The sequence below is a fragment of the Mycobacterium sp. TY815 genome (assembly GCF_030755135.1).
Taxonomy (GTDB): domain Bacteria; phylum Actinomycetota; class Actinomycetes; order Mycobacteriales; family Mycobacteriaceae; genus Mycobacterium.
This window is the reverse complement of record NZ_JAUFRX010000002.1, coordinates 1,354,378-1,374,122: the sequence shown is the minus strand read 5'-3', so window position 1 is coordinate 1,374,122 and position 19,745 is coordinate 1,354,378. Positions and strand designations below refer to the sequence as shown.

The window sequence follows — 19,745 nt, the reverse complement described above, 5'->3', positions numbered from 1 at the left end:
TTTGCGCGCGCGGGCAGATTGTCTGGGCACAACTCCGTGACCAGCACCCTATGCGGGCTATCGACAACATCAGGATCTGCACACCCCGTCCAGCAGAAGATCAGTGACCATAGGGCTGAAGTCGCGTGGCGCGGCTCGTCCGGTCCGGATGGACCAGCCGGCTCCGGCGACCAGGTTGTAAAAGGCTTCGGTCAGCCAGGTGGAAGTGAGGTCGGGCCGGAATTCACCGTCTCGTTGGCCGCGAAGGAAAAGTCCTTTGATTTGATCGTCGATTTCAGCCCAGCCCTGCTGCAGTTCCTCGTTGCTGAACTCCTGGCTGTGGGTATAGAGGAGCGTGAGGTAGCCGGATACCGGCTCGCACTCAGTAACGAGACGCAGCAACGCCTGCGTGGCCGGCCCTTCCTGCCAACTGGCATTGTCGACTGCCTGGCGAACCTGTTCGAGCGCGAGATGTTGCAGTGCCTCGATCAGCGCGGCTCGTCCCGCGAAGTAGCGATGCAGGGTCGCGCGACTGACGCCGACGGCAGTGGCGATCTCGTCCTGCGTCGCTTCCGGCCGCCGACCCAGGTACGCCGCAGCCGATCGCAACAGGCGCTCGTGATCCACCGGGGCCGACCGATGGTCCTTGATCAGTGACATGAGAGTCCAGGTGCGACCCTTTTCTGTGACGTTCGGGGCGTACGGGAGTTGTTCTCGATGGAAGTCGACCCTTCTTGGAGCGGAGTCCCCCGGGCCCGTACATCGTCATCGTTGTACGAGCCACGGGCTAGGGAATTGCTTCAAAATACAGAAAATTCTTAATTAAGTCGTAGGGAAATCGTTCGCGGAGTTAACGATCTTCGGCGCTTCGCGGGGCGACGCGCCCGAATGTACACCTAGGCCAGGACGGTCCAAAGCAAAAAACCGATCCCGGATCCCCGAGCCTTGAGCCCGTCCGACCAGGCCGGTGGCTCTCCGCGGATGCGCTTTCCAGCGCTGATCCGAAAGAGTCGGCAAAAAGGGGCCTGACAGGTCGGATTCGTTCAGCCGCCGATTAAGGAAGGTCAGGGGATGGCCGGCCTTCCCTTCGGCTTGGTGGCGAATTCAACGACGGGCTCTCCGTTGGCGGCCTCGTGCGCGGGTACATGCACGGCGGCTGGACGGCGGTGAACCGAATGCCGATGCGCTGCAACGTATTGGGGAGAGCTGTGCGGCAGCATGCCATGGGCGCATATCCCGCGCAACAGGAGCTCGGTGATCATGTTGGTGAAGTCGCGGGGCGCGGCTCGTCCGGACCGGATGGACCACCCGGCGCCCGCGACCAGGTTGTAATAAGCCTCGGTCAGCCAGGTAGCGGTGAGGTCGGGCCGGAATTCACCGTCTCGTTGGCCGCGCAGAAACAGTTCCCTGATTTCGGCGTCGATTTCCGCCCAGCCCTGCTTCAGGTCTTCGTTGTCGAATTCCTGGCTGTGGGTGTACAGGAGTGTGAGGTAGCCGGACACCGGTTCGCATGCCGCCACCAATCGCTGCAAGGCCTGCGCTGCCGGCCCTTCCCGCCAGCGGGCATTGTTGAGCGCCTGCCGCACCTGGGCGAGCGCGAGTTGTTCCAATGCCTCGATCAGCGCAGCCCGGCCCGCGAAGTAGCGATGCAGCGTCGCACGGCTGATGCCGAGGGCAGCGGCAATCTCGTCTTGAGTCGCATTCGGTCGCCTGCCCAGGAAGGCCGCAGCACCACGAAGCAGTCGGTCTTGGTCCATTCGATTTCTTCCTCGCGTGTGTTTTCGGCGTCCTGAACGGGGTGATCAGGAGATAAGTGTTGACATGTCAGCGACGATCCTTCGGCCGGCGGTTACGAAAACCAGGACCTGAAGAAGCCCTACCGCACCGACAAGAGCCACGTCGGCCGCCAGGGGATACCCGATTGCGTTGACGAGCCCCATCGGGTCTCCGTTAAGCGCTTGCTGAATTCCTTCCAGGTAGAGGTTTATGTTGTAGGACACCGCGGTCGTGACCACCGCATTCGCGAAATCGGCTGTGGGCAGCAAGGTTTCATAACTCGTCGCGGCTACCTTGGTGATCGTGTTTGCGAGGTTGGTATTGGCGGTTTGTAGCTGGTCGATGAGGCTGTTCAGTGACACCGGCGGTAGGTTCGGACCGCTTCCCGAGAAGGCTGGCATCACATCCGTCGCCGGGCTGGAGAAATCAGACGGATGTGGAAGGTTCAGATGTGCCATCTCGTAGCTGAAGTCGGCAATGCCCTGCTGGGTACCGGCGGCGAGCGACGCCGCAATCGCGGTTGGCTCGGCCTCGGGGAACAAGCCGAACGGAGTGGCGACGTTCGGTGGTGACGTCGAATACCCGTAGCCGGGGTCGCCATACCCCAGGTTGACGATCACCCTGAGGTTCGGTTCCAGCAGGCTGGCCAGCGGTTCCCCCAAAACCGGCACCGCGCGCAGCGGCTCCAACAGGGGGAGGTTTTCGGTGCGGATGACGTAGTACTCCGTCATCGTCGGGCCCACTGTGTTGGTCAGCTGGACGGCCGAATCGAGTTGTGCCGGAGTGAGAGTCAAGTAGTCGCTGTGCACGTAATAGATGCCGGCCAGCGCGTTGAGGGTGGACAGAGCATTGAGCGGATAGCGCGGGAAGTCAGCAACGCCGTCGTATTCGAGTGTGTAGATCTTTGTCGGGTAAAGGTTGTCCGGCGTAGGGCCGGTGGCCGTAACCCCAAGACTGGGAAATGCGATTCCGGGGAATCGCGTGGCGACGCCGCCGTTGGGGTTGTTGGGGTTGCCGGTCAGGGTAAAAGACAGCTGATCTGGGGTAGGCGGATTGACGGACGCTGCAAGGTTGGCCATCGTCAACGACGAGATCGAGGCGCTCTGGGAGTATCCGAACACGGCGACGTTGCTGCCGGCAGCAATCTGGTCCCGGATCGCACTTTCGAGGATGCTCACGCCCTGGGCCACCGATACGTCGAAAGTCAGGTTCTTGACCGCCATCACCGGGTAGAGCCCTTGCGGCGTGAAAAGTGCCTGCGCGAGCACGCCGGGAAAACCGCGGCTGATGTAGAGGTCATTGGCCCGCTGCACATACCCGGGCGACGGGATCGGCAGGCCGCTACCTCCCATAACCAACCCAACAGTCTGTGTCGTAGCCGCGTTTGCAATGACTGCGTTCTCAGCTGTGCGGGCCAGAGCGCTCGTGTTCGGGGGCGATATGCTCCACGCAGCACGTGCGGATCCGAGCGTGCTTTGCAACTGCTCCTGCCAGGGCGCGAGCTGTGCCACCACGGCCGAGGACCCGGCTTGGTAGCAGGCCATCGCTGACACGTCCTGGGCCCACATCTCCTCATAGGAGGACTCAATGGCGGCGATCGTCGGGGTGTTCTGCCCGAAAAGGTTGCCGGCGACCAGCGCGACTACCTGGGCACGATTGACCGCTACCTCTGCTGGATGCACGGATGCGGCCAGCGCCGCTTCGAACTCTGCGGCTGCGGCCCGCGCAAGACCAGCGACGTCCTCGGCTTGGGCGGCCGACATGCTCAACCATTCGAGGTAAGGCGCCGCCGCGCTCATCATCGCGCTCGATGCGGCGCCATGCCACGTCCCACTTGCCAGATTCGCCGTCACAGATCCGAAAGACGTCGCAGCGGTGCTCAACTCTGCGCCTAGTCCGTCCCAGGCAGTCGCCGCCGCCAGGATCGGCGCCGGCCCGGTGCCGCTGAACACTCGCGCCGAATTGACCTCGGGTGGCAGCATCGAAAAATGCGGCGCAGTCAATGCACTGTCCTTTTCTGGAAAGATCACGTATTGGTGCAATCTCTTTCAACGCACGGGCGGATTATCGCCGTCGGCTGAGATTGAACGTTGTGAACTAATTTGCGGTTCGGTAAATTATGCAGAGTGGCATCACGACCCCTCTACTTCTGCCAGCCATGAAGCGACGCAGATACAAAGATGAGAGCCAGGACCGTGCCCAGAGCCCGAGGCTTGAACATCATTCGCCAGTGCCTAGGTTCCATGGTCGTCCCTTTCTCTTGAGCGGATCGTGGAGCGCGAAGCACGTCCGAATGCTAACCAGCGCTTGGTATCTGAGATAGATTTTTCTTGACCAACTCCCAAGTCGAGACCTTTCTGTCCTGAGTGTGACGCGGCTGTCTCGCTGCGGACAGCACTGCCTACCAGCCGCAGCTTGAGACCCTGCCGTCACGTGCGCGACGTGACTGTATCGCGCGTGACAATGGCCTTTCGCTTTGCAGAATCGCCTGCGAATCCCGGCGACTCGCCGCTAACATCGCGGCCTGGCAATAGTCCAAATCCGCATACGCCTTGCCTATACGCCAGGGTCGAATCCGGAGAACGCCAGCACGATGTTCAAGACCAAAATCGAATGCAGTGATAGTGGCGGCGTGGCCATTATTTCCCGGCAGCGGGCCGTAGTTCGAAACCCCGTCGCGTTCCGGAGTCGACCGCGCGTTGAGAGAGGTTCAGGCTGTGAATTTTTCTGTGTTGCCACCGGAGGTCAATTCGGCCCTGATTCTTGCCGGCGCGGGATCGCAGCCGATGCTGGCCGCCGCTGACGCCTGGGCGGAGTTGGCGGAAGAACTCAGTTCGGCAGCCGACTCCTTCGGGTCGGTGACGTCCGGACTGGTGGGTGGCGCGTGGCAAGGACCGTCGGCGATGGCGATGGCGACTGCGGCGGCACCGTTCGCGGGCTGGCTTTCGGCGACGGCCGCTCGAGCCGAACTCGCTTCCGCTCAAGCCGAGGCCATGGCGATCGAGTTCGAGGCGGTCCGGTCTGCGGTCGTCGAACCGGTGCTCGTAGCGGCGAACAGGTCCGGCCTGGTGTCACTGATTCTGTCAAACCTGTTCGGCCAGAATGCCCCTGCGATCGCAGCGACAGAAGCCGCCTACGAGGAGATGTGGGCGCTCGACGTGTCGGCCATGACCGCCTACCATGCCGGAGCTTCGGCGATCGCCTCGGCGCTGAGTCCCTTCAGCGCGCCCTTGGCGCAACTCGCCGGCATGCCGGCCCAGGTGGCCGCGGCACTGGGGAGCGCCTCCCCCGCGGCTGCCGAGACACTGGCCGTGAATCTAGGCGTCGGCAACGTCGGCGGCGGCAACGTAGGCAACGCCAACAACGGTCTCGGCAACATCGGTGGTGGCAACTTCGGCAACTCCAATTTCGGCTGGGCAAACTGGGGTGGAAACAACTTCGGTGCCGGGAACGCGGGGTCTGGTAACCAAGGCTTCGGCAACGTCGGCAGCCTTAACACCGGACTTGCCAACATCGGGCTTGGCAACATCGGCTTTGCGAATACCGGTACCGGCAATATCGGAATAGGACTCAGCGGCAATAACCAGATCGGTATCGGCGGGCTGAACTCCGGTATCGGCAACCTTGGCCTATTCAACTCCGGCAACGGCAACATCGGTTTCTTCAATTCCGGTAACGGTAATTTCGGCATCTTCAACTCGGGAGACGCCGGCACGGGCTTCTTCAATTCCGGCCAGGGCAATACCGGTTTCTTCAACTCGGGGTCCTTCAACACCGGCGCGTTCAACGCCGGTAGCGCCAACACGGGCACCCTGAACCCCGGCAGCTACAACATGGGCAACTACAACGTCGGCGGGTCCAATAGCGGTAGCTTCAACACAGGTGCGGCCAACACCGGCTGGTTCAATGGGGGCAGCATCAACACCGGCGCCTTCAACGTCGGGAATATGAATAACGGCCTGTTCAATACTGGGGATATGAACAACGGCGTATTCTATCGCGGCGTTGGTCAAGGAAGTCTGTCGTTCGCTATAACGACACCGGATATCACCTTGCCGCCCCTCAACATACCTGCGACGACGTTCTCCGGGTTCGATCTACCGGCGTTGTCGATTCCTGCCGTTTCGTTTCCGCCTTTGAATATTCCGGCTGGGACCGCTGTGGGTGCGTTTGATTTGCCGGTGTTGTCGGTTCCGTCGTTCACGATTCCGTCGTTCAGTATTCCGGCGGGGACGGCGCTGGGTGCGTTTGATTTGCCGGTGTTGTCGGTGCCGTCGTTGACGATTCCGTCGTTCAGTATCCCGGCGGGGACGGCGCTGGGTGCGTTTGATTTGCCGGTGTTGTCGGTGCCGTCGTTGACGATTCCGTCGTTCAGTATCCCGGCGGGGACGGCTCTGGGTGCCTTTGATCTGCCCACGTTGACGATTCCGTCGTTGAGCATTCCGGCGGGCACGGCGTTGGGTGCGTTTGATCTGCCGACGTTGACGGTGCCGTCGCTGACGATTCCGTCGTTCAGTATCCCGGCGGGCACGGCGTTGGGTGCTTTTGATCTGCCGACGCTGTCGGTGCCGTCGTTGACGATTCCGTCGTTCAGCATTCCGGCGGGGACGGCGTTGGGTGCGTTTGATCTGCCGTCGTTGACGGTGCCGTCGTTGAGCATTCCGGCGGGCACAGCCCTGGGTGCCTTTGATCTGCCGACGTTGACGGTGCCGTCGTTGACGATTCCGTCGTTCAGCATTCCGGCGGGTACGGCGTTGGGTGCCTTTGATCTGCCGTCGTTGACGATTCCGTCGTTGTCGATTCCGGCGGGGACGGCGTTGGGTGCTTTTGATCTGCCGACGTTGACGGTGCCGTCGTTGACGATTCCGTCGTTCAGTATTCCGGCGGGCACGGCGTTGGGTGCCTTCGATCTGCCGACGTTGACGGTGCCGTCGTTGACGATTCCGTCGTTCAGTATTCCGGCGGGGACGGCGTTGGGTGCCTTTGATCTGCCGTCGTTGACGGTGCCGTCGTTGTCGATTCCGGCGGGGACGGCGTTGGGTGCGTTTGATCTGCCGACGTTGACGGTGCCGTCGTTGACGATTCCGTCGTTCAGTATTCCGGCGGGTACGGCGTTGGGTGCCTTTGATCTGCCGTCGTTGACGGTGCCGTCGTTGTCGATTCCGGCGGGGACGGCGTTGGGTGCGTTTGATCTGCCGACGCTGACGGTGCCGTCGTTGACGATTCCGTCGTTCAGTATTCCGGCGGGGACGGCGTTGGGTGCGTTTGATCTGCCGACTCTGTCGGTGCCGTCGTTGACGATTCCGTCGTTCAGCATTCCGGCGGGTACGGCGTTGGGTGCCTTTGATCTGCCGTCGTTGACGATTCCGTCGTTGTCGATTCCGGCGGGGACGGCGTTGGGTGCGTTTGATCTGCCGACGTTGTCGGTGCCGTCGTTGACGATTCCGTCGTTCAGTATTCCGGCGGGGACGGCTCTGGGTGCGTTTGATCTGCCGTCGTTGACGGTGCCGTCGTTGTCGATTCCGGCGGGCACGGCGTTGGGTGCGTTTGATCTGCCGACTCTGTCGGTGCCGTCGTTGACGATTCCGTCGTTCAGTATTCCGGCGGGGACGGCTCTGGGTGCTTTTGATCTGCCGACGTTGTCGGTGCCGTCGTTGACGATTCCGTCGTTGAGTATTCCGGCGGGGACGGCTCTGGGTGCTTTTGATCTGCCGACGTTGTCGGTGCCGTCGTTGACGATTCCGTCGTTGTCGATTCCGGCGGGGACGGCGTTGGGTGCGTTTGATCTGCCGACGTTGTCGGTGCCGTCGTTGACGATTCCGTCGTTGTCGATTCCGGCGGGGACGGCGTTGGGTGCGTTTGATCTGCCGACGCTGTCGGTGCCGTCGTTGACGATTCCGTCGCTGAACATTCCGCCGGGCACGGTAGTGACCGATTTCCAGCTGCCGCCAGTTGCGGTTCCCCCGGTGACGATCCCGTCGTTCACCATCCCGGCCGGTACCGCGTTGGGTGCGTTTGATCTGCCGACGTTGTCGGTGCCGTCGTTGACGATTCCGTCGTTGAGTATTCCGGCGGGGACGGCGTTGGGTGCTTTTGATCTGCCGACTTTGTCGGTGCCGTCCGTGACGATCCCACCATTGTCGATTCCGGCTGGTACCGCAGTGGGTGGTTTTGATTTGCCGGCCTTGACGGTGCCGTCGTTGACAATCCCTTCGGTTTCCATTCCCGCGGGAACGGCGTTGGGTTCGTTTAATCTGCCGACATTGTCGGTGCCGTCCGTGACGATCCCGTCTTTCGGTATTCCAGCTGGCGCCACTTTCGACACATTCACCCTGCCACCGTTTTCCGTACCGGCATTGACGATTCCTCCGATTACGCTGGCCGCGGGTGGCACCGTAGGTGCATTTAGCCTACCCGGACTGACCACGCAGCCCATTGTTGTTAATCCCATAAACGTCACATCGTTCAGTACTCCGGCAATTGAAGTAGCAGCGGGTAATTCTGGGTATATTCAATTTCCAACCGTAACTCTGCCTAGGGTTGAAATAAGAAATATATGGCTCGTAATACCGAATAACATTACGTTCTTGCAAACCGGTCAAGCATTTATAAATCCCCAAATTGGAAATGGGTTACCCGGTACCCAGGGTGAAGCCTTCGCGATCTTCGGGCCCATCAAGATCGATCCTTTCAGGGTCGATGGCTTCAGCTTCAGACTTCCCCAGTTGACGGTGTCAGGTTTCTCGCTTCCCGCGTTGACCTTGCCCCCGATCACGGTTCCTCCGATTAGCGCCAGCGGGTTCACGCTCCCCGCGATCACCACCCCGGCGATCACCACTCAGCAGATCGACGTAGGTGGGATCTACGTGGTCGGTTCCAGCCTTCCGGGAATCACGACCCCGGCTATCACCACCCCGGCGTTCAGCATCAACCCGATTGGCGTGGACGCGTTCACGCTGCCGAACATCACCACGCCGGCATTTACCACTCCGCCGCTGGCGATCGATCCGATCGCGGTAGGCGCGCTGACCTTGCCCGCGATCACCACGCCGGCCATCACCACTCCGGCGTTGACGATCAACCCGATCGGTGTGGGCGCGCTGAATCTGCCCGATATCACCACCCCGGTGATTACCACTCCGGCGTTGACGATCAACCCGATCGGTGTGGGCGCGCTGAATCTGCCCGATATCACCACCCCCGTGATTACCACCCCGGCGCTCAACGTGCCCTCGATCTCGGTAGGCGGATTCAGCTTGCCGGGCATTACGACTCCGGCGATTACGACTCCGGCGTTGACGATCAATCCGATTGGTGTGTCGGCGTTCAACTTGCCGGACATCACGACTCCGGCGATTACGACTCCGGCGTTGACGATCAATCCGATTGGTGTGTCGGCGTTCAACTTGCCGGACATCACGACTCCGGCGATTACGACTCCGGCGTTGACGATCAATCCGATTGGTGTGTCGGCGTTCAACTTGCCGGACATCACGACTCCGGCGATTACGACTCCGGCGTTGACGATCAATCCGATTGGTGTGTCGGCGTTCAACCTGCCGGACATCACGACTCCGGCGATTACGACTCCGGCGTTGACGATCAACCCGATTGGCGTTGGGGCGTTTGCGCTGCCGGACCTCACCACGCCAGCCTTGACAATCCCGCCGATCAGTGTGGCCGGCTTTGCATTGCCGGCGATTACCACTCCGGCTATCACGACGCCGCCGTTGACGATCAGTCCGATCGGTGTGGGCGGGTTCACGTTGCCGGACATCACCACTCCGGCGTTGACGATCAACCCGATCGGTGTGGGTGGGTTCGCGCTGCCGGCGATTACGACTCCGGCGATCACAACTCCGCCGTTGACGATCAGTCCTATCGGCGTCGGCGGATTCGCACTGCCGGCGATCACGACTCCGGCGATCACGACCCCGCCGTTGACGATCAGTCCGATCGGCGTGGGTGGATTCACGTTGCCGGACATCACCACTCCGGCGTTGACGATCAACCCGATCGGCGTGGCTGGGTTCGCGCTGCCGGCGATTACGACTCCGGCGATCACGACGCCGCCGTTGACGATCAGTCCGATTGGTGTGGGTGGGTTTACGTTGCCGGACATCACGACTCCGGCGTTGACGATCAACCCGATCGGTGTGGGTGGGTTCACGTTGCCGGCGATTACGACTCCGGCGATCACGACGCCGCCGTTGACGATCAGTCCGATTGGTGTGGGTGGGTTCACGTTGCCGGACATCACGACTCCGGCGATCACGACGCCGCCGTTGACGATCAGTCCGATCGGTGTGGGTGGGTTTACGTTGCCGGCGATCACGACTCCGGCCTTGACGATCAGTCCGATCGGTGTGGCTGGGTTCACGTTGCCGGACATCACGACTCCGGCGATCACGACGCCGCCGTTGACGATCAGTCCGATCGGCGTGGGCGGATTCGCGCTGCCGGCGATCACGACTCCGGCCTTGACGATCAACCCGATCGGTGTGGGTGGTTTCACGTTGCCGGACATCACGACTCCGGCGATCACGACGCCGCCGTTGACGATCAGTCCGATCGGCGTGGGCGGATTTGCACTGCCGGCGATCACGACTCCGGCGATCACGACGCCGCCGTTGACGATCAGTCCGATCGGTGTGGGTGGGTTCACGTTGCCGGACATCACGACTCCGGCCTTGACGATCAGTCCGATCGGTGTGGGTGGTTTCACGTTGCCGGACATCACGACTCCGGCGATCACGACGCCGCCGCTGACGCTGGGTCCGATCGGTGTGGGTGGGTTCACGTTGCCGGACATCACGACTCCGGCGATCACGACGCCGCCGCTGACGCTGGGTCCGATCGGTGTGGGTGGGTTCACGTTGCCGGACATCACGACTCCGGCGATCACGACGCCGCCGTTGACACTCGGGCCCCTCGGATTGGGTGCGTTCACCCTGCCCGCAATCACCACCCAGGCGTTCACCACCCAGCCGTTCACCATCCCGCCGATCGGCTTGGCGTCATTCACCACGCCGCCATTGACCATCCCGAGCATTCATCTGCCCAGCACCACCATCGCGGCCATCAACATCCCCGGCGGTCCCGGTTACCTCAACACGAGCGCCACTCCGTCATCGGGCTTCTTCAACAGCGGCGCGGGCGGAAGCTCGGGGTACGGCAACAACGGGTTGGGGCTCTCGGGCTGGTACAACAGCAACCCTGCTGGCGTCTTCGGAGGTTCGGGCTACCAGAACTACGGCAACCTCAACTCCGGCTTCTCGAATCTGGGTAGCGGCGTCTCAGGGATCGCCAACACCGGGGCGCTCGCGGTGACAAGTCTGTTGTCGGTCTTCACCAACATCAGCAACAGCCTCGCCGGATTGTTCAGCACCGCGGCCTGATCGACCTCGCCGAAGAGTCGGCCAATTTCACAGCGAAAGGGAAACAATGGAACCGCTCATGCTGCCACGTGGGTTCGCCGCCGCTCTGGCGGCGCTGGCGAGCGTCCTGCTCCGTGCGCACGACGCGAAGCCTGAGCCGGGGTGCAACAGGCTGGGCCGGTCGACTCTGTCGTCGTAGCGTTACCGGCGGACACCTAACCGTTCGGCTATGCGGTCGCCGCACAGGTACGCCGTCCCAAAGATCGGCAGGACTGGGGGACGGCACATCCTGTAATCGGAGGACAGGGTGATTCAACCCGGTTAGTGGCCGCTCAGCCGACAGACAGCAACGCCGCGCGACGGCAATCTGACTGGCATGTCCTCATTTGTGAACTGCCAGCCCGAACTGCTGAGCGCAGCCGCAGCCAACCTCGGTTCGATCGGCGCTGCGATGGACGCCGGCAACGCCGCCGCCGCTGCCCCTATCACCGGCGTGGTGCCGGCCGCCGCCGACGAGGTGTCGGCCCTGACAGCAGCACAGTTCGCTGCGCACGGCGCCATGTATCAGGCGGTCAGCGCTCAGGCGGCCGCGTTTCACGAGCTGTTCGTGAACACCCTGGCCGGCAACGCCGGCAGCTACGCGGACACCGAAGCCGCCAACGCGGTAGCGGTCGGCTGACACTCCGAAACACAGGCTTCGACTGGGTCTAGGTGTCATGGAATCTGTTGGCGGGCTTACGGTTTTGCCATCATCGGCGGCTTCGGGCCCGGCACTGAGCCATGCCGCCGTAGCGGCGTTGCCGGGCACCATGAGCAGTCTGATCACTACCTCGATCGGCAACCCGCCGACGGCCTGCTGGGCGGGCTTCCGTTGCCGGGCAATGACGGTCGGGCCGGTTCGACCGGCGCCACCACCCCAGACGGCATCGCGCCGCTGCGGGTCTTGCCGAGCCTCATCGGGTAGCTGCGAGTAGGTGACAGTGTCCACCGATCGGCCGGTTCCCCTCCGCCACTCTTGCGTCCGATCGGTGGAGTTATCGAACCGTGATCGTCCCTAACGTTCGGAGAGTGACGACAGCGGTGCCAGGTGCAGCCAACCTCCAGACTCTCGACGAGCCGATCGACTACCGCCGGGCGGTATGTGCCGGCGGCCTGCGGCCAACCCGAAAGGCCCGGGCCGCAAAGGCGTTGCGCAGCGCCCGGCTCCTGCGGCATCAGGTGCATGGGCAGCAAAGCCGCGATCGCTATCCGGCGGTCATCTGGTTGCTGCTGGGCGGCAACTTCGTGGTACGCGGCGCGGGTTTCGCCTACCCGTTCCTGGCCTACCACGTCGCCGGCCGCCACCACACCGCCGACGCGGTGGGTGCGGTGCTGGCCGCCTTCGGTGTGGGCTGGGCGATCGGCCAGTTGCTGTGCGGTTGGCTGGCCGACCGGATCGGGGCCCGCATGACCCTGGTGTCCACCATGTTGGTGGCCGGCACCGCGCTGGTCCTGATGGCGCAGGCGTGCAGCGTGCCCGCTCTCTTCTGCGGGGCGCTGATCACGGGCATCGTGTACGACGCACCGCGGCCGGTGTTGGGTGCTGCAATCACAGACCTGGTCCCCGACCCGGAACGGCGCGCCAAACTGGACGCCTTCCGCTTCGGCTGGGTCGTTAGCATCGGACGGGCCATCACCGGCGGGATCGGCGGCATGCTGGTCGGTGTCGTGGGGGTCCCGGTCCTGTTCTGGATCAACGCCGCCGGCTGCCTGACATTCGCCCTTGTCGCCGGATGCTGTATCCCGGGACGCCGTGGCCGAGGGGTGAAGGCGGCCGCGGGAGCGCGAGACATCAGTTATCGCAAAGCATTCGCCGATCACCGTCTTACATTGTTGTGCATCTCGAGTCTGGCCACGCTGATCGCGGTCCGCGGTCTGTACGCGGCCATTCCCATGCTGATGGCCGACCGCGGTCTGGGCGCCGGTCAATTCGGCTGGGCACAACTGACCAACGCGATGGCGGGCCTTGCACTGACCCCGGTGATCACCCCGTGGATCGGGAAGAAGGTGGCCGCCCGGTTCCAGCCGCGGCTCGACATCCTGGCTCTGGCCGGACTGTGGACCACAGTCAGCATGGGTTGGGCGGCTCTGGCTCACACCACTCTCGACTTCAGTCTGGCTACCGCCCTGTCCACCCCCGGCGAGGTGGCCTGGTTCGTCATCGCGGCCGGTGTCGTGCACCGGATCGCGCCGGCTGCCACCGGTGGCCGCTACCACGGGATCTGGTCGATGTCGGTGGCGGTGGCGTCGGTGATCGCTCCAATCCTCGCTTCCTACAGCCTGATCCATGGTGGTCACCAGCTCGTCGCGATCGTCACGTTGTCAGCCGGAGCGCTGGGCGCCGCCCTGTGCCTGCCGCTGGCCCGCACCCTGAGCGGCTCAACCTCCTGATTTTGTCCCCTGATCGGGGGACAGGCTTTCGTCACTCTTTGGGACCGATCGGAGGTACTGCCGGCACGCCGTTGCCTCTACCTTCAATTTCGTGACGACACCGGCGGCCACCGCAGTCCATGATCGGGTGCCCGACCACGCGCGCGAACAGGGCGTTCCGAGGGTGATCTGGCTGCTGCTGGCGGGAAACCTGGTGGTGCGGTCGGCGGCATTCGCCTACTCGTTCCTCGCGTATCACGTCGCGGGCCGCGGTTATGCCGCGGGCGCGGTGGGCGCCGTGCTGGCGGCGTACGGCATCGGCTGGACGGTGGGCCAACTGGTCACCGGGTGGCTGGTGGACCGCATCGGCGCTCGCGCCACCCTGGTGTCCACCATGTCGGTGGCGGCGACAGTGCTGCTGCTGATGGCCGAAGCGCGCTCCTTGCCGATGCTGCTGTCCGGCGCTCTGATCGCCGGTCTGGTCTGCGACGCCCCACGCCCGGTGCTCGGCGCCGCCATCACCGAACTGGTGACCGATCCGCGGCAGCGGGCTCGACTGGACGGCTGGCGGTTCGGTTGGGCGATCAATGTTGGTGCCGCCATCACCGGTGGAGTGGGCGGGCTGGTGGGGGGCTGGTGCGGTACCCCAGTGCTCTACTGGGTCAACGGCATCGCCTGCGCGGGCTTCGCCGTGTTGGCGGCCTGTTGCATTCCGCGCCGCACGTCGCGGGCCACACCCGGGCTCAACGTCAAAGACCGCTACCGGCAGGCGCTTTCAGACCACCGGTTGATGCTGCTGGTGGGTTCGAGCCTGGCGACCCTGACAGCGTTGATGGGCATTCTCGTCGCCGTGCCGATGCTGATGTCCGATTCCGGATTGGGCTCCGGCGCTTACGGTTTCGTGCAGTTTGTCAATGCCCTGGCGGTGGTGGTGCTGACGCCCGTGCTCACGCCGTGGCTGAGTGCGCGACTGGCGAACGGTCCGAGGCTGGACATCCTCGCGGTCGCCGGCGCGTGGTTGGCGCTGTGCATGGCAGCGGTGACGCTCGCGCACACCACAGCGGTTTTCGCCGTGACCACGGCCGCCTGCTCACCCGCCGAGATCGCCTGGTTCGTCGTCGCCGCCGGCGTCGTGCACCGCATCGCACCCGTCGCCAATAGCGGCCTTTATCAAGGAATCTGGTCGATGACCGCCGCCGCCGCGTCGATCGTCGCACCAATCCTGGTGACATGCGCACTGCCGCATGGCGGGCGTCCGGTGCTGGCGGTCGCCATCGTCGTGGTCGGACTGCTCGGCGCGGCATCCTGCTCACCACTGGCGCGTTCGGTTTCCGGCCCGAACGAGCGCTGAGTAAGGTGTTTCGGTGGCATTCGCCAGCGACGCGGAACTCGACCGGGTGCGCAGCATTCACCAACTGCGCTCCTACCGAGTCGTAGCCGTCCTCCGGGTTGGTGTGCTGGCCTTCGTGGTCGGTGCCATGGTCGTGGCCGCACCCCCGTACGAATGGGGTAGCCATATCGCCTTGATCAGCCTCTACGCTTTCGCCACGGTGTCGGCCCTGATACTGGCGTTCACGCGGTTCGACCGACTCGGTATGGGCCGCTTCGGGATAGGTCGACTGGAACCCTTCGCGTTCACGGTCATCGACGTCATCGTGCTGACGGCCCTGCAGTTCATCTCCAGCGACGGGATCTATCCGCTGCTGATTATGATCCTGCTGCCCGTGCTGGTGGGCGTCGACATGTCGACCCGGCGGGCCGCGGCGATACTGGCCTTCACCGTGGTCGGGTTCGCCCTGGCCAGCGTCCAGGACCACCTGCAGAAGCGGGCGATCGGGTGGTCGGACACCGTGTTCCTGTTCGGGCTCTACGCGTTCATGTGCGTCGCCGCGTTGGTGACGGTGCGCATCGAAGAACGCCATGCCCGTTCGATCGCCGGGCTGAGCGCACTGCGCGAGGAACTGCTGGGGCAGACGATGACCGCCTCGGAGGTGCTGCAGCGCCGGATCTCGGAGTCCATCCACGACGGTCCGCTGCAGGACGTGCTGGTGGCGCGTCAGGAGCTCATCGAGTTGCAACTCGACGACCCCGATGACGACCGGGTCACTCGTGCGCTGACCGGGTTGCAGAGCGCGTCGGAACGCCTGCGGCAGGCCACATTCGAGCTGCATCCGGCTGTGCTCGAGCAGGTCGGGCTGGGGGCGGCGGTCGAGCAGCTGGCCGGATTCACCGCCAAGCGCTCGGGCATCGAGGTGGCCACGGACATCGACTATCCGATTCGCAATGATGTCGACCCGATCGTCTTCGGTGTGGCACGGGAGTTGCTGTCCAACGTGGTGCGCCACTCCCGGGCCTCCCACGCCTGGGTCACGCTGGGCATCACCGACGACATGTGCGTGTTGAACGTGGCCGACGACGGGGTGGGGGTCAACAGTGACACCATGGCGCGCCGCCTGGGGGAAGGACACATCGGCCTGGCGTCGCACCGGACCCGCGTCGAAGCCGCCGGCGGCGCCTTCGTCTTTCTGGAAGCGGCCAGCGGTACCCGCGTCTGCGTGCAGGTGCCGCTGAAGAAATGACTGCGGTGTGCGCCGCCGTGCTCAGTCGAGCAGCTTCTGGCGCATCGCTTCGGCTACCGCCGCGGCGCGGTCACTGACGCCGAGTTTCTCGTACAGGCGCTGCACATGCGTTTTCACCGTCGAGGGCGCCACATACAGTTCGGCAGCGATCGCCGGAATGCTCTGGCCGCGGGCGATGCGGTTGAGCACTTCGCGTTCCCGCGCGCTGAGCACCGGAGCACTGGGGGCCGCGCGCTGACGGATCTCCCCGGCCAGCCCGCCGACCAGCGACGGGGCCACGACATCTCGGCCCTTGGCGCAGTCGAGCACCGCCTTGACGATCTCGGTGCGCGTCGAATCCTTGAGCAGAAAACCGGCGGCTCCCTGCTGCAGCGCCTGGTACACGATCGCCGATTCGTCGTGCGCCGAAATCAACAGGACCCGGGTCGGCAAGTCGCAATTGCGCACCGCGGCCGCCACCTGCGCCCCGTCCATGCCCGGCATGCGGTAATCGAGCAGGGCGACATCGGGTTTGTGCGCCTTGATCAACTCGAGTGCGGCCGAACCGTCGTCGGCCTCGCCGACCACATTCACCGAACCGCTCAGTGAGAGCGCGCGCACCACGCCCTCGCGGAATAACGGGTGATCGTCACCGACCACCACACGGACCTTCTCAGAGGCCGCAGTGCCGACCATGGCGAAAGTGTAGCGGCTGCCCGCAATGATCCGTTTACATTTGGCTACCTCCGCGGCGTGGCAGCCCTTCGGGTGCCGGTGAGTACGGTGTTCCTGTGGCGACCAGTGACGTCGAACTGGACCGGGTGCGCAGAGTGCACCGGTTGCGCTCGTACCGGATCGCCTCGGTGCTGCGCGTCGGGGTCGTCGCGCTGATGATCGCCGCCATGGTCATCGGCACCCGCCGGTCTGAGTGGGCTCAGCAAAGCGTCCTGATCGGCCTCTACGCCGGAATCGCACTGTGCTCGCTGGTGTTGGCTTTCGCGCCCTCGCGTGCCTGGGTCGGCATGGGGCCCCTGGTCGGAATGCGCCGGCTGGAACCTTTCGCTTTCACCGCCATCGACGTGGTGGCGTTGACGGGTTACCAGATGCTGTCCACCGACGGGATTTATCCGCTGCTGATCATGACCTTGTTGCCGGTACTGGTGGGCCTCGATGTGTCGACGCGGCGGGCGGCGGTGGTGCTGGCCTTCACCCTGGTGGGATTCGCCCTGGCTGTCGTCCAGGATCCGGTGATGGTCAGGGCGATCGGCTGGCCCGAAGCCGTCTTCCGGTTCGCCCTGTACGGGTTCTTGTGCGGTACCGCGCTGGTCGTGGTGCGCATCGAGGAACGCCACGCGCACTCGGTCGCCGGCCTGAGCGCGTTGCGCGAGGAGTTGTTGGCGCAGACGATGACCGCCTCTGAAGTGTTGCAGCGCCGCATCTCGGAGTCCATCCACGACGGGCCGCTGCAGGATGTGCTTGCCGCGCGTCAGGAACTCATCGAGCTGGAGCTCGACCACCCCGACGACGACCGGGTGAGCCGGGCGCTGGCGGGTCTGCAGAGCGCGTCAGAACGCTTGCGGCAGGCCACTTTCGAATTGCACCCGGCCGTGCTCGAGGAGGTCGGGTTGGGGGCAGCGGTGGAGCAGCTGGCCGGATTCACCGCCAAGCGCTCGGGCATCAAGGTCACCACCGACATCGACTACCCGATTCGCAACGCGATCGACCCGATCGTATTCGGTGTGGTGCGAGAGCTGTTGTCCAACGTGGTGCATCATTCCCGGGCGGAGAACGCCTCGGTGATGCTCGGTATCACCGACGAGATGTGCGTATTGACCGTCGGCGACGACGGGGTGGGGGTCAACGGCGAGACCATGGCGCGGCGGCTGGGGGAGGGGCACATCGGTCTGGCCTCGCACCGCGCCCGGGTGGACGCCGCGGGCGGCACCTTTGTGTTCCTCGAAGCCCCCACCGGCACGCACGTGTGTGTCGAGGTGCCCCTCAAGCCTTGACAGACTCGCCTTCGCAAAAATTGCGCGCGGCCGCATAACCGGCCCGGTACCCGAAAACCATTGCCGGGCCCAATGTTCCGCCGGCGCCGCCGTAGGCCCGGCCGGTTGCCCCGGCCATCGCGTTGCCCGCGGCGAACAGGCCGGGAATGGGTTGGCCGCTCACGTGCAACACCCGGCCGTCGGGGTCGGTCCGCGGACCGCCCTTGGTTCCCATGGACCCCACGCATACAGGTACGGCATAGAACGGGGCGGTGTCGATGGGCCCCAACGTCTTTCCGGCCAGGGTGGTAGCACGGTCATCCCCCCAGTAGCCGTCGTAGGCACTGGAACCACGCCCGAAATCGGGGTCCGCGCCGGCGGCGACGTCACGGTTCCACCGGTCGACGGTGCGGGTCAGCCCGGCCGCGTCGATGCCGGTCTTGGTGGCCAGCTCGGCGAGATCGGCTGATTCGCAGAACCAGTCCGGGACCGCTTGCCCCGGCGCGACACCGAGGAATCCGTAGCTGCGCAGGTGAACCGAGTCGAATACCATCCACGCGCGATCATTCACGTAGCCGCCTCGCGGATCCAGATAGTGGAAGGCGCCGGCCATCGAGTTGTACTCGCCGGCCTCGTTGACGAACCGCAGCCCGGCGCGGTTGACGATGATGCTGCGGGGGCGGGTGCGCTCCAGCCGCACACTGCGGCTGCGCTGCCTGCCGTCGATGGTGTCTCCGGGGATGCGCACGATCGGCACCCACCAGGCCTCGCCCATGTTGGCCAGGTCGGCGCCCAGCGCCATCGCCATCCGCAGCCCGTCGCCGGTGTTGTTCGGCGGTGACACGGCACCGTGCATGGGTCCGCGCAGAAAAGCTTTGACCAGCAACGGATCCCATTCGAAACCGCCGGTGCCGAGGATGACGCCGCGGCGCGCGCCGACGTCCATACTCTGTTCGGGACCGGTGATCCGGACGCCGGTGACGGTTCCGTCGCGCACGATGAGTTCGGTGGCCCGGGAGCTTGCGCACGGTGCCACCCCGACGTCCAACAGACCCTTGAGCAGGCCCGCGATCAGCGCGGTGCCCGCCACACACAGGTCGCCGGAACGCTCGATGTCGGCGTGCAGGCGCGCCCTCGTCTCGGCGTCGAACCCGACGTTGGACCAGTCGGCGGGGAACGCGGTGATGCGGTCGGCCCAGTCGCCGATCCGGCTCAGATCGAACGGGGCCGCGCTCAGCGAACGGCCGCCGGACGGTTGCCCCCCCGGCAGTTCGGGCTGGTAGTCGGGAAAGCCGTCGGCGATCTCGAAGCGCAGGCCGCTGTACTGCTCCACGAAGTCGAGCATCGACGGTCCGGTTCGCACGAACGTCTCGACCAGCGTGTCGTCCATGGACCCGAAGGACTGCGCGCGCAAGTATTGCAACGCGTCATCCACCGTCAATTCTCCTGCTGGACAACGGTTATGCGCCGGAATCCAGGCAATGCCGCCGGACACCGCGGTGGTGCCCCCGATGGTCGCCGACTTCTCGAACACGCCCACCGTGGCTCCCGCGACCGCGGCCGTCAGCGCGGCCGTGAGGCCGGCGCCGCCGCTGCCGAGCACGACGACGTCGTATTCGTGGTCCCAGTTCTCACCCTGCCGCATACCCGAAAGTCCT

At 64.3% G+C, this 19,745-nt stretch carries 11 protein-coding genes; 6 read left to right on the top strand and 5 right to left on the bottom strand.

Annotation, left to right across the window (positions count from 1 at the left end; all coding sequences use genetic code 11):
* Positions 1 to 69 precede the first annotated feature (69 nt).
* From QXK92_RS25785 to QXK92_RS25775, 3 genes are all read right to left on the bottom strand, one after another.
* Positions 70 to 639 carry a TetR/AcrR family transcriptional regulator gene (locus QXK92_RS25785; RefSeq protein ID WP_306246339.1) on the bottom strand — a complete coding sequence of 190 codons (570 nt, stop codon included), beginning with the start codon at positions 637 to 639 and terminating at the stop codon, positions 70 to 72.
* 404 nt (positions 640 to 1,043) lie between these two features.
* The gene (locus tag QXK92_RS25780; protein ID WP_306246337.1) at positions 1,044 to 1,736 is read right to left on the bottom strand and encodes a TetR/AcrR family transcriptional regulator; all 693 of its coding nucleotides are present in this window, start codon (positions 1,734 to 1,736) and stop codon (positions 1,044 to 1,046) included.
* 45 nt (positions 1,737 to 1,781) lie between these two features.
* Positions 1,782 to 3,737, bottom strand: a complete 1,956-nt coding sequence (locus QXK92_RS25775; RefSeq protein ID WP_306246513.1) for a PPE family protein — start codon at positions 3,735 to 3,737, stop codon at positions 1,782 to 1,784.
* Positions 3,738 to 4,472: 735 nt separating this feature from the next.
* Here QXK92_RS25775 and QXK92_RS25770 point away from each other — a divergent pair.
* From QXK92_RS25770 to QXK92_RS25750, 5 genes are all read left to right on the top strand, one after another.
* Positions 4,473 to 11,153 (top strand): PPE domain-containing protein, encoded by a 6,681-nt coding sequence (locus QXK92_RS25770; protein WP_306246334.1) that lies wholly within the window; start codon positions 4,473 to 4,475, stop codon positions 11,151 to 11,153.
* A gap of 355 nt (positions 11,154 to 11,508) precedes the next feature.
* Complete coding sequence (locus QXK92_RS25765) at positions 11,509 to 11,811, top strand: PE family protein (RefSeq protein WP_306246332.1); 303 nt, start codon at positions 11,509 to 11,511, stop codon at positions 11,809 to 11,811.
* Positions 11,812 to 12,320: 509 nt separating this feature from the next.
* On the top strand, positions 12,321 to 13,562 hold the full coding sequence (locus tag QXK92_RS25760; RefSeq protein WP_306246510.1) for an MFS transporter: 1,242 nt from the start codon (positions 12,321 to 12,323) through the stop codon (positions 13,560 to 13,562).
* A 127-nt stretch (positions 13,563 to 13,689) separates the two neighbouring features.
* Complete coding sequence (locus tag QXK92_RS25755) at positions 13,690 to 14,892, top strand: MFS transporter (RefSeq protein ID WP_306246508.1); 1,203 nt, start codon at positions 13,690 to 13,692, stop codon at positions 14,890 to 14,892.
* A 13-nt stretch (positions 14,893 to 14,905) separates the two neighbouring features.
* A complete protein-coding gene (locus QXK92_RS25750) occupies positions 14,906 to 16,120 on the top strand; it encodes a sensor histidine kinase (protein ID WP_306246329.1) in 1,215 nt (404 codons plus the stop codon).
* Positions 16,121 to 16,141: 21 nt separating this feature from the next.
* Here QXK92_RS25750 and narL read toward each other — a convergent pair whose 3' ends face one another.
* Entirely contained in the window at positions 16,142 to 16,795 is a 654-nt protein-coding gene (gene narL / locus QXK92_RS25745; protein WP_306246327.1) for a two-component system response regulator NarL, read from the bottom strand.
* A gap of 95 nt (positions 16,796 to 16,890) precedes the next feature.
* Between narL and QXK92_RS25740 the strand changes: the two genes are divergently transcribed.
* Positions 16,891 to 18,108 carry a sensor histidine kinase gene (locus QXK92_RS25740; protein ID WP_306246325.1) on the top strand — a complete coding sequence of 406 codons (1,218 nt, stop codon included), beginning with the start codon at positions 16,891 to 16,893 and terminating at the stop codon, positions 18,106 to 18,108.
* Here QXK92_RS25740 and QXK92_RS25735 read toward each other — a convergent pair.
* Positions 18,098 to 19,732, bottom strand: a complete 1,635-nt coding sequence (locus QXK92_RS25735; protein ID WP_306246323.1) for an FAD-dependent oxidoreductase — start codon at positions 19,730 to 19,732, stop codon at positions 18,098 to 18,100. The genes QXK92_RS25740 and QXK92_RS25735 overlap by 11 nt on opposite strands.
* Positions 19,733 to 19,745 lie beyond the last annotated feature (13 nt).

Bases quoted from the DNA above. Each gene is read 5' to 3' on its own strand.
- narL (WP_306246327.1), bottom strand. From the start codon at position 16,795: ATGGTCGGCACTGCGGCCTCTGAGAAGGTCCGTGTGGTGGTCGGTGAC.
- QXK92_RS25775 (WP_306246513.1), bottom strand. From the start codon at position 3,737: ATGCTGCCACCCGAGGTCAATTCGGCGCGAGTGTTCAGCGGCACCGGG.
- QXK92_RS25735 (WP_306246323.1), bottom strand. From the start codon at position 19,732: ATGCGGCAGGGTGAGAACTGGGACCACGAATACGACGTCGTCGTGCTC.
- QXK92_RS25780 (WP_306246337.1), bottom strand. From the start codon at position 1,736: ATGGACCAAGACCGACTGCTTCGTGGTGCTGCGGCCTTCCTGGGCAGG.
- QXK92_RS25765 (WP_306246332.1), top strand. From the start codon at position 11,509: ATGTCCTCATTTGTGAACTGCCAGCCCGAACTGCTGAGCGCAGCCGCA.
- QXK92_RS25785 (WP_306246339.1), bottom strand. From the start codon at position 639: ATGTCACTGATCAAGGACCATCGGTCGGCCCCGGTGGATCACGAGCGC.